Source organism: Pseudomonas sp. R4-39-08, from assembly GCF_003852275.1.
Taxonomy (GTDB): Bacteria; Pseudomonadota; Gammaproteobacteria; order Pseudomonadales; family Pseudomonadaceae; genus Aquipseudomonas.
This window is the reverse complement of the sequence record NZ_CP027733.1, coordinates 2,364,879-2,376,675: the sequence shown is the minus strand read 5'-3', so window position 1 is coordinate 2,376,675 and position 11,797 is coordinate 2,364,879. Positions and strand designations below refer to the sequence as shown.

At 59.7% G+C, this 11,797-nt stretch carries 7 protein-coding genes and 1 pseudogene; all 8 read left to right on the top strand.

What is annotated here, in order from left to right:
• Positions 1–136 precede the first annotated feature (136 nt).
• Positions 137–5,257 (top strand): dermonecrotic toxin domain-containing protein, encoded by a 5,121-nt coding sequence (locus tag C4J88_RS11005; RefSeq protein ID WP_124406909.1) that lies wholly within the window; start codon positions 137–139, stop codon positions 5,255–5,257.
• Positions 5,258–5,394: 137 nt separating this feature from the next.
• Positions 5,395–6,389 (top strand): annotated as a pseudogene (locus C4J88_RS11000) (FecR domain-containing protein).
• A 291-nt stretch (positions 6,390–6,680) separates the two neighbouring features.
• Positions 6,681–7,130, top strand: a complete 450-nt coding sequence (locus C4J88_RS10995) for a hypothetical protein (RefSeq protein WP_124366642.1) — start codon at positions 6,681–6,683, stop codon at positions 7,128–7,130.
• The gene (locus C4J88_RS10990) at positions 7,130–7,678 is read left to right on the top strand and encodes an adhesin (protein WP_124362393.1); all 549 of its coding nucleotides are present in this window, start codon (positions 7,130–7,132) and stop codon (positions 7,676–7,678) included. The genes C4J88_RS10995 and C4J88_RS10990 overlap by 1 nt, the downstream gene beginning before the upstream one ends.
• A 68-nt stretch (positions 7,679–7,746) precedes the next feature.
• Positions 7,747–8,484: a hypothetical protein gene (locus C4J88_RS10985; RefSeq protein WP_124406908.1), complete on the top strand. Its 738-nt coding sequence runs from the start codon at positions 7,747–7,749 to the stop codon at positions 8,482–8,484.
• A gap of 61 nt (positions 8,485–8,545) precedes the next feature.
• A complete protein-coding gene (locus tag C4J88_RS10980) occupies positions 8,546–9,226 on the top strand; it encodes a C39 family peptidase (RefSeq protein ID WP_124362391.1) in 681 nt (226 codons plus the stop codon).
• Between the two features lie 37 nt (positions 9,227–9,263).
• The gene (locus C4J88_RS10975) at positions 9,264–10,010 is read left to right on the top strand and encodes a hypothetical protein (protein ID WP_124406907.1); all 747 of its coding nucleotides are present in this window, start codon (positions 9,264–9,266) and stop codon (positions 10,008–10,010) included.
• A 48-nt stretch (positions 10,011–10,058) separates the two neighbouring features.
• The gene (locus tag C4J88_RS10970) at positions 10,059–11,360 is read left to right on the top strand and encodes an autotransporter outer membrane beta-barrel domain-containing protein (protein ID WP_124406906.1); all 1,302 of its coding nucleotides are present in this window, start codon (positions 10,059–10,061) and stop codon (positions 11,358–11,360) included.
• The last annotated feature ends 437 nt before the right edge of the window (positions 11,361–11,797 follow it).

Genomic DNA, 11,797 nt, shown 5'->3' with positions numbered 1-11,797 from the left:
AGACCGACGATTAAACAACGCCTCCCGTGCCTGCTGTCAACGGGCGCTTGACGTCTGAGCCAGTTATCTACCGCAGCACGCCCGCCGCCGCCCTCTACGTTGACGGTTCATAACCTCGCAACAATGGAGATGCCGGATGGCGAATGTGACCGTGCCCTACTTTTTCGATGAATTCCTGCATCCTGTCAGCCGCAAGGAGCCCACGCCCCGGGAGCGTGCGCTGGGCTTCACGGTGAAAGATCTGAATTGGCTGCACACGCTGTACTACGCCACTGACACGGCACGCAGGGACACGACCTTAAACGAGTACCCCATGCTGGTGGAAAGGTTGCTGATCAACCCCACCGGCAAACACCCCACCCCACTGGCAGGCGCCTTTGTCATCAGCCCGACGCCGGACGAGGCAAAGGCCGTGCTCTACACCCCGTACACAGGGCTGGAGTTGTTCGACAGCCACACCGCCCTGCTCAATGAAGTGGACGAGCGGCTGAGGCAACCTGCACAACGCAGCGATTTGCTGCGCTTTTTGTCTATCGACGAGCAGGATGCGCTGCCGCTGGCGGTGCGCCTGACCGCGACCACCTCCGTCATCCAGGGTGCGGTGATGGAGGACCAGCAGCAAGCCATCCTGGACGGCCAGCAGAAAAACGTAGCAGTCATGCTCGACGAGTTGCGCAAACTCCCAAGCCTGCACGGGATGCTCGACACCTTGCTCGGCATCATGGCCCGTCCCTATTTCCCGGGCCTGAACCAGCGCGATACACGGGTGAGCTTCTTCAGCCGAGAGTCGGCCGCAGAAGACCGTCGATGGGTCACCTCCGAGCCCCTGCGCGATGCGCTGTTGCGTTTTTATGTGAATCACGCGTGGCCGACGGACCAGACGCATACTTTTTCCAATATCGGTCTCGACACCGCCGCCCAGACCCCGGAGCAACAGGCTCAAGACCAGCAGCGTTGGGACAGCGTGATCGAACAAACCAGCGGCATACTTTCAACGTTATTGAACAGCCTGTTGCAGACCTACTGGAACGAGGACTTCAACGGCCGCCAGTCACGCCGACGCTTTTTCAGCCGGGTTATCAGTGACAAATGCCGCGTTGACCTGCTGTTCAAGCAACAGGAAATGATTCTGCCCGCCGATCAAAGTCAAAAGCTGAGGGCGCTGTTCCTTCCCGACCAAGCCGCGCGTACCGCCTCCGACAGTCGGCTGAGCGTAGAAAAGGTGCGCATACATGCGCCGTTTCAACATTACGTCGATCTGGCCAGCACCCTGATGATCAGCAATTCCCAGGCTTACCTCTACACCCAATCACGGGGTTTGCAGGTACTCGCAGATCTGAACGACCTTAACGATGCCCTGTTGAGCATGCTCAAAACCGCAGGACACGAAGATGAGCTGCTCAATTTCCTGTCCGTGGATGAGCGCAGTGTGTTTGTCGGCATGGATCACATCCAGGTGACCGGCAAGCCCGTCGCTGGCGATGTGTTCCAGGAAATCATCGAGGACATCATCGCCAAGCAATTCGACAACCTGGAAACGGCGCTGGGGCTGTTTCGGCGCAGCGCGGGCGGCGTCGACCTGGCCGCACAAGTCGAAAGTGCCCTGGACGTACGGACCATGCTCGACAGCCGTTTGCTGGAGCAGGAGACGGACGGGCGCTGGACCGTCCATCCCATCACCACTGACAGTGGCCGCCCCACCACGGTCCAGGCGGAAAAGTCCAAGTTGCACCTGCAGCGATTGCAGGCGATCGAGGCGGCAATGGCCGAGGAGCGCAGCCGGTATCTGACCTTGCGCGAACTGGCGGCCCATGCACTGGACGCCGAGTTGGCCAAGCGCCAATTGGCGCTGAAGGCCGACGAGGTTCATATCAATACCTACCCCACCCAGGCCCTGGAGCGCGAAATCCGCCCGCCCCTGGCCTCATCGAGCATGGTCGAGCACTTCATTGCCCGCCTGGCCCGGCAAACCGATGCGCTGAGCGAGTCCACCCTGACCTGGTTCTACGGCGACCGCCATGCCGGTGTCGCCTATAAGCTGCATAACCTGAGCATCGCGACCTTCAATTCGATCATCGAGCGAGTCCTGGGCACGTTTGCACGTGACGACCTGCGTGCACTGCCCAATCTCCTCCTGGAGAATAACCAGGCGCACCTGAGCCTGGGCATGTTGCAGGGTTTGAGCGGTGAGGCGCAGTTGAGACGGCTGCACAAGAGTTTGCCGGCCCAAAGCCTCGCCCTGCTGGACAGCGTTCTGAACGCCAACAGCATGACCCGAATGACCCGTCACGGCCTGAACGGGTTCATACCGGATGCCTTTGGCCTGACCCTCAAAACCGGCGCGCAGAGCACGCCTCAGGCCCTGGCTAACTGTTTTGTGCTGACCGAACGTGGCGGCACGGACCCCATTCATTCAGGAACGGCGCTGCTGTGGACGCCACGTAACGGCTACGAGGCCTATGGGTCGATCAAGGCCCTGCGCCAAGCACTGGAGCAACGCTTGCAAGACCCCCTGAAGCGATTAACCCTGCTGGAGAACCTGCCGATCTCCAAGCGTGTCCCCCATCAGGCCTGGCAGTTCGGCCCACTGCGGCGTATCGACGACCACCTGCTGCACGACCGGCAACAGAGCTACAGTGACTTCACGCGAGACGAGATAGACCATTTATTCTCGATGAAATTGAACGCAGAGCGCTTTCAGGACTGCATGGACAGCATCATCCGCCGGGCACCACCAACCAACCTGCCCAGGTCCATTGCCATTGCGCGGGCCCTGATCAACCTGCAAGCGCTGCCGGTATGGCTGGGCATGGCAAGCCCCCGCGAGCAACGCCTGCACGCCGAACTGCTCGAGCAATACCGCATCAGCGCGCCGGACGAGCGTGACTACCTGCACAGCATCACGCCTCTGCGCGACGCGGCCAGGAGCACCCTTTCAACCTTGCTCGATAAGCGCTTTCCCGGGCAATCGATCAACCCGGACAACGTACTGATACCGAGTCGTATCGACTTGAAGGGCAGCGCGCAGACCCTGACCGACTTCGCCCTGCGGCACTTGCCCGAGCTGCACGCCGAAGATATCCGGCCACAATCGCGTACAGCCGCCGCGTTGCCGGAGGGGCTGAACGGCGATGCCATCGTGCAACTGGTTCGACAAGTGGATTTGAAAAGTACCTTCCAGAAGCTACTGACCACCCACCTCAAAGACCAGACCGAGGATAGCCGCGAGCGTCGTCAATTGTTCTGTCGGCAATTGCCCTGGCAGTTGCTGCACTATGCCCATCAACAAACCCTGGATGAGCGGCTGTCCGCGTCGGCCTGGGGCTTCATCCGGCATGTCTTCGATATGCCCGACGCGCTGGCGCGTGCCGCCGTGGCGGGCGTAACGGCGATCATTCGGCCCCTCGAACTGCTCGCCACCCCAGGCGCGGCGCTGGTCAAAGCGTTGGGCTGCTACTTGATCGGTCCCAAGGCCGGCGCTTCGGGCCCCCTGATCCTGTACGCCCCCTACAGCCCCACACATGGTTTGAAGGAATATGCCAATGAAGCGGCGTTCCTCAACGAGTTGACCACGCCCGGTGCGCTGCAGGACTGGGTAGTCGGCCAGTTGGAGGCGCCCGAGCAAGCCACTTACCGCAATTTGCTCAACGAAAAACCGCGCCATGAGCGCTCGGAGATCAGTTTTGGGGCAACGTCTATCACTGGCAACCTGCTCAAGCGGCTGTTTGAAGACAATGCCGAGATGCTCCTGGGAATGCTGGCCTCCCAGTTCTCGCGATCAGGCCAGGCAGCATGGGATGCGATCACCAGCCTGCTCACCCAGGAAATCCCCAAAAGCCTGCAGTTCATGGTCGGCAAGCTGGCCTACCCGTTGGCAGTGTGGCGCAGCTACAAACTGTTCAAAACCTCCGCCGAAGACTTGCAGCAACACCGCTGGCAACATGCGTTCAAGACCTTCATCGGAGGCGTGGCCGCATTAGCCTCCCTGCGCGAGGGCCTGGACCAACTCTTGCCGCAAACGCCCGCCCCAAAGGCAGACGTCAAACCGGATGACGTGGATCTGACGGCACCCTGGCGCACAGAGCTGCAAGCCTTCGAACAGCACGATACCGCCTTGCGCGATCTGGAACTGAGCGCGCAAACCCACCTCTATCGGGACAAGACCGGCATCCGGCATTTCGTGCCGTTGGCGGGCAAGGTGTACCCGGTGAAAAGTGCCGGTGAGCGCTGGCGCCTGAACCAGGGCGAGCTGCGGGGCCCCTATATACAACGCGACGCCAAGGGCGCATGGGTGCTGGACCTCGACCGGCATCATCCACTGTACGGTAAAACATTGAGTCGCTTCTCAGGCAAGGTTCAGACGCGAGCAGCCGAACGAGATTCCATCAATATCGAAGCGAGGGGGATGAGGGAAATTGCCGCGTTATCCAGCTGGAAAGCACAGTGCATTGCTGAAGCACTCAACGTGGCGACCTGTTATACGGCCACCTGCAAGCTCAACCTCCTCTACTTCGCGACACACTTGGATCCCCTAAGCCGTATCGGGCGGTTTTTCGGTGAGTTGTTCGGCATTGTCACAATGACGCCCGCTCAGCTGGGAAGAATCAAGCGGCGAATCGATGAAGTACTCAATGAGTTGGGCAACCCCACCTTGATCGACCCCGACTCAACGCGCTTTGTCAGCGGCACCCATCGCTATGATCCAAAACATGCCTTTGCTTTCGTGATTCCCAAGGACCCGGACCAGAAAATCTATTTGCTGGACCGCTTCTTCGACCCGCCCATGGACATCTATCAAAACAATCTGAATACCCCTTTCGACATCATGGCCCATGCACGAGCTACCATACTGATTCACGAGATAACTCATCTCAAATCCCAGACCGAGGACCTGGCCTACCTGGACAGCATGCGGCCGTTCCCAGACCTGATCAAGGTCAGCACCCCGCGCACAAAGCTGATGCAGACCGACCTTTCGGACCTGCGCGAAACCGCGCTGTCCACCCTGACGCCGGTCAGGCTGCTGTTCAAGACATGGAACGACTTCAGTCAGGCATGGGAAGACTTCGGCAGCAGTGAAGCCACCTCGTCGCAAAAGGCAAAGGTACTGAGCACCACCGACTGCCGAACACTGGTTGAGGCTCGGTCAATCTTTATGAGCAATACCGACAAACGTATCGATACGATCCTGGCCAATGCCGATTCCGTCACTTACATGATCAGTGAACTCGGCCGAAGGCTGGATATAGGAGCCTGAACAGGCTCCCGGCGGGAATGTGCTGATTTTCAGGTCACGCCAAACGAGAACAAGTTCCAATTGATATGCAATTGCCATGACGGCTGTTCTCGCTGTCCGCCTCGGGAGGTTAGAATGTGCGAAATCAGGATGAGTTAATGAGCGAAAAGTCCCTTACAGAAGCCGAATATGACGCCATCACCGACGCCGCCGCGCATTGGTGCATGCGCATGCATGCGGGCGACTGCACGGCGGCGGAGCGTCAAGCCTTTACCCAATGGCACGATGCGCACCCGCTGCACGCTTTCGAATACGCCGCCATGCTGGAAATCTGGGAAGTGGCCGACCACCTGCCCCGCAGCCCGGCGCCGCCGCTGGTGCTACCGTTCAAGCCACGCTCGCGCTGGCGCACCTACGCGGTCGCAGCCGCGATTTGCCTCGCCGCGTTACCCCTGGCCGCGTTCACTGGCTGGGAAGCCGGCTGGTTGCCAAGTTCCTATAAGCGTTTCGAAGCGGTCAACGGTTTGCGCAACATCACCCTCGGCGATGGCAGCCAGGTGGAGTTGAACCTGGGCACCGAACTGGTCTACAGCGACTACAAGGACCAGCGACGCGTTACGCTGAAAAAAGGTGAAGCGTTTTTCAAGGTCAGCCATGACAGCGCCCACCCTTTCATCGTGCGCGCGGGGAAGGCCAGGTGCGGGTGACCGGGACTCAGTTCAACGTCTGGAAATACGAAGACAAGGTCCGGGTGATGCTGCTCGAGGGCTCCGTACAGATCTCCAGTGACAACCTGCACCCCGGCGTGCAACTGAGCCCTGGCATGCAGGCCAGCTATCATCAGGGCGACACCACGCCCGAGGTCCAGGCCTTCAATCCCAATGACAACGCGCTGGCGTGGCGCACGGGCAAGCTGGTGCTCGACAACCTGGCCCTGGCCGACGCCCTGCCGCTGATCAACCGCTACCTGGACAAACCCGCGATGCTGGCGGACGCGGGCACCGGGACCATTCGCATTGGCGGTATCTATAACCTCAGTGAGGTCAACAACCTCATCCCTTCCCTGCCCAAGGTGCTGCCGGTCTACCTGACCCAGAACCAGGATGGCAACCCTGTACTCAACTCCATTCCGCGTAAAACGCCCAAAGGCTGAGCCTGCGGCTACCTGTCCATTTTTGAAACACCCAACTGCGCTGAATCGCCCAGTGGCTGCGGATTCATGATTTTGTCATGGGCACTGTTTCACCAGTGATACAACTGGCGCGAGCGGCGGAGCACATCGCGCCGCAGGGCGACTGTCTCACGCGTGAAACACCCAGCCGATCAATCCTCCAGCGCAACTCGCAATACACTGAATCCAGAAGAAAAATAAAAAGCGGCACGCCTTCTGCTCTTTCCCTGACAGCGCTGTTTAGGGTCAGCGTGAATAACAAGGACTGCCGCCGTGAACGCACTCACTCATGCCTCGATAAACGCACTGCTGATCAGTTGCGTGCTCAGTGCTGGCATCAGCCTGCCGAGCCAGGCGGGTGATGGCGTGATCGTGACAGGGCGCACCGTGCAAGGTCATATGTACGGGCGCACCTCCCTTCCGGACCCCTACCCCAACACCGCCAACGCCAACCCCAGCAAAGAAGTGAACAGCGCCATTTCCGGCGAACTCAGCGATGTGGACATCGGCGGTATTCGCAGCGGTTCGAGCCTTGCGCGTTCCCTGCAGCCCAGCGGTAATCAGGCGGGCTTGAGCGCCACGCAAAACGGCATGTCGACCCTGGGCACCGGCGCAGCCGCCGGCCACGGCGCGGGCAGCGGCATGGGTGGGCAGATCAGTGATTCGATCCAGCGCGGCATGACCCCCTTGAATAACCTCGGCAGCATGATGGGGGGCAAGTAATGAAGCGCCTCGTGCTGATGGTGGCGCTGCTGGGCAGTGCGTCGACGATGGCTGACAACACGGCCGTGATCCAAGGCAGCGGTAACCAGTACGAAGGCGTGCTGTCGATCAACCAGGCGGCCGGTAACCAGCAACAGATGTCCAACAGCCGCGCCATTGTCCTTGGCGGCCAGGCCACCAACCTCAACATCCAGAAACTCGACGGCAATGTCGACCCGTCCTTGAACGCCAAGGCGGCGATCCTGGGCACCTCTTTCAGCAACGGCAACGGCGTGCTGGGCATCAACCAGTCGGCCGGGGCCAATAACCAATCGATCAATGCCGTGCGGATCAGTCTCAATCCTGGCCCGCAAAGCATCGATGACAGCGTCCTGTTGCAACAGAACACGACGCAGTTGACCGACTCAGGGCTCACCCCCACCACTGGCAGCCGCCAGGTCGTGACCAGCGACCAGGCCTTCACCGGCAGCCGAGGAGTGATTCAGGTGAACCAGAGTGCCGGGGTGGGGAACCGAGTGGCTAACACCCTGGGTATCACTATCAAGTGAACGCTTGGTAGCACTGGCTGGACCGTACCAACACTTAACCCAACTAATTAGAAGCAAGGAGAAACACCATGAAACCTCAAATGGCTCTGAAACCAATGGTTTTCGCTCTCGCCGCACTCATGGCTGCCGCCGCTCAAGCAGGCGGTGGCTGGCATCCGGCGCCTCAACCTACCGGTACTGTTGCCGCTGTGGTCACTGATGTGCAAAAAAGCCAGCACAGCAAATTCGACGACACCAACACCGAAAACAATGCCTCTGCCGACGGCTCTGTCACCGGCAACAGCGGTAACGTGGGGGTCAATGCGCAGTCGGGTTCCGGTAACCAGGCTGACAACGCCGGTGCCATCTCCAGTGCCAAAGGCGACTTTGCCACGGTGTTCGCGGTGATCGATGTTGATCAAGGCAGCAGCAACAACAATTTCGTCAACAAAGGCACGCAAAACAACGCCTCACTGGACAACTCGGTGAACGGCAACTCCGGTAACGTGGGTTACAACGGCCAGGCCGGGCAAGGCAACCAGGGTAAAAACAACCTGGCGATCACCACCGCTGACGGCAAGAACATCGCAGCGGCGTCCAACACCGAGCAGAACTCGCTCAACAACAGCTACCTCAATAGCGCCACCAGCAGTCATGGCTATGGCAAACCGCAATACGTGTCCAACAACGCCAGCCTCGACAATTCGGTTAACCGCAACTCCGGCAACGTGGGTGTGAACCTGCAATCCGGCGCCGGCAACCAAGGCAGCAACAGCCTGTCGATCGGCCAAGGTTGCAGCGTCTGCGCCAGTGGCGTGCGCTTCTGATCCAACGGGGCCTTGGCAACAAGGCCCCTTTTTATTCCAGTGTCCAACAGGTCATTCGATCATGCGCCTCGCGACCCTCACCCTCCTGATGTTACTCACCGGCCCCGCGTGGGCAGGCACCATGGCGATCTCCGCCATGCCTGGCGGTGCGGTGATTTTCAAGAAGGTCGAGAGCATCCGTGAACGCCGGTTCGCCAACCTGGTGGAACAGAAAACCGATTTCAGCTGCGGTGCCGCGGCACTCGCCACCATCCTGCGCCAGGCCTATTGGCTGGACGTCGACGAAGATCACCTCATCAAAGGCATGCTGCTCACCGCCGATCAGGACCTGGTGCGTACCCAGGGTTTTTCAATGCTGGACATGAAGCGCTACCTCGAAAGCATCGGCATGCGTGCCCGGGGCTACAAGATCGCGCCAGACACCCTGATAACCGTGAAAATCCCGGTGGTGGTGTTGCTGGAAATCCGTGGCTACAAGCACTTCGTGGTGATGCAGCGGGCCGATAAGGACTGGGTGTATATCGGCGATCCGGTGCTGGGCCATAAGCGCTATTCGCGGGATGACTTCGTCAAGGGTTGGAATGGCATCGTGTTCGCCGTATTGGGTGAAGGCTACGACAAGAGCAACGTGTTGCTCGACCCGCCTGCGCCACTGACCGCCAAGAACCAGTTGAACGAGTTCCGGCCCGTAGGCGACGCCGAGCTGATGGATTTCGGTTTTATCCAGAGCGACTTCTTCTAGAAGCGCAATAAGGAGCAGGACGCTCCAGGAGCAAAAGATGAACACTTCCCGTTGGCTGACGGTTTTGTGTCTGGCAGCCTCGATGCCCGCTTATGCTTCATCGGGTTTCAAACCGATCGAACTCAAGGATTCGGAAATGGCCGAGCTGCGCGGCCGCTATGTGATGCCGGGGCGAATCATCAGCTTCGGCATTGTCATGAGCAGCACCTGGACCAATGCCGTGGGCGACAGCATCACCGGCAAGGCCAGCCTGCAGCTCGACAAGGCCACCATCACCCCGCAGTTCTACGTACAAACCACCGGCTCGGCGGGGGCTGGGAGCAACCAGGACATCGGCGCCGGCAATGTGGTCGGCGGCGCGGGCCTTGGCAGTGGCCCGGGTGTGATCCAGAGCGTGCGCACCGCCGGCGATGGCAACACCGCCCACAACACGGTGGGCATCAACGTCACCCAGGACGGCTTTGCCCCTGCCAACATTGTGCAGTCCGGGCAGGTATTGGTGGCCGGCGGCACCGTCAGCGGCGACAGCCCGGCAGGTCATGTCAGCGTGTCGGCCAACCATGGCGGCTTGCAAATGGCGATCCAGGCCAACCACAACCAAGGCAACAGCCTGCAGCAGATCGGCGGCGGGAATGTGCTGCAAGGGACGGTTCTGACCGGCAATAGCAACTTCGTCAACAACATGACCCAACTCAACGTCGTGATGAACAATAACGGTTTGAACAACGGCGCGTTGAACTGCAACCTGGATCAACTCAAAGGCCTACGCACGCTCGGTTATTGAACTACGCTGACCCTCGACACTTACGCATCAAAAAGGACGGCTTATTTCATGCATCGATCGATATCGCTCCGCGCGGTGATCTGTTTAAGTACGCTCTTGCCCGCATCCGTGCTGTATGCCGCACCGGATGCCGATATCGAAACCCTCAAGCGGGAACTCCTGGAACTCAAGCAACGCTACGACGTGCAGCAAAAGGCCCTGGCCGTGCTGGAACAACGCGTGCGCCAGGTGGAAGATCAACCGCAGGCGCCAGCGCCCAGGCGCCTGGCCAAATCCCCCGCCGACTTCAAGAAAGGCGCTACCACCGTCGCCGGCACGGGCGCGGCTGCGGCATCGGGTGGTGCCGGCGGTGGCGGCAGCTCCTACGGCCAGTCACTCAAGGACGACTCCGCCCCCGCGCAAAGCGTGAGCAACCTCTACAACGAGGCCAGCGGCTTTTTCGGCAATGGCAAGTTCAGCTTGGAAACCGGCGTTACCTATGCCCGTTATGACGCTCGCCAGCTGACCCTCAACGGCTTCCTCGCGCTGGACTCGATCTTCCTCGGCAACATCAACCTGGACCGGATCAAATCCGATAGTTGGACCCTGGACCTGACCGGGCGCTACAACGTCGACAATCGCTGGCAGTTCGACCTCAACGTGCCGGTGGTCTACCGCGATTCGACCTATCAGTCCGGCGGCGCCGGCAACGATGCCACGGCCACCTCGGAAGGTTCTGTCACCCGCGACCCGACCATCGGCGACGTCAACTTCGGCGTGGCGTACAAATTCCTCGATGAAACCCCTACCCTGCCGGATGCGGTGGTGTCGGTACGGGTGAAGGCGCCGACGGGTAAAGAGCCGTTTGGCATCAAACTGGTCAAGCAGCCCAACAACGACAACCTGTACATACCGGAAAGCCTGCCGACGGGCAACGGCGTCTGGTCGATCACGCCGGGCATTTCCCTGGTCAAGACCTTCGACCCTGCCGTGCTGTTCGGCTCGCTGTCGTACACCCACAACTTCGAAGACTCGTTCGATGACATCAGCAGTGAGGTCAATCAAAAGGTCGGCGGCAAGGTGCGCCTGGGTGACAGCTTCCAGCTCGGCGTCGGCGTAGCCTTTGCGCTTAACGAGAAGATGAGTATGTCGTTCTCGGTATCAGACCTGATACAGCGCAAAAGCAAACTCAAGCCCGACGGCGGCGACTGGCAGTCGGTGGTCTCCAGCGATGCCAACGCCGGCTACTTCAATGTGGGCATGACGATTGCCGCATCGGATAACCTGACCATCGTGCCGAACCTGGCGATCGGGATGACCGATGATGCGCCGGACTTTACCTTCAGCCTGAAATTCCCGTATTACTTCTGATTGAGAGCCGTGCGCTTTTAAATGTGGGAGGCCCCACTACCTCTTCGACGTAGCGCTGTCGCGCAGCAAACTGGGGGCGCCTACAAATATTCTTGGCGCTGAGGTGATCGTTCCCGCGCTCTGCGTGGGAATGCCTCCTGGGACGCTCCGCGTCCCGCCAAGCGCTGCAAGTTTCGGCGATTGCGCACAGGTGACGCGGAGCGTCACGGGCTGCAATCCCACGCAGGAGCGTGGGAACGATCTTTGAATGTGAAATTTCAGTTTTTAACTGAAAAATTAATCCTTTAAAATCAGCGAGTTATTTTAAGTTTGATAAGAGGGGGCTTGCCCTAATGCCAGTCAGTTAAGAAGTAGCAGGAGCGAGAATTAACTTGTGGCGAGGGAGCTTGCTCCCGCTGGGGCGCGAAGCGGCCCCAACAATGGGACTGCTGCGCAGT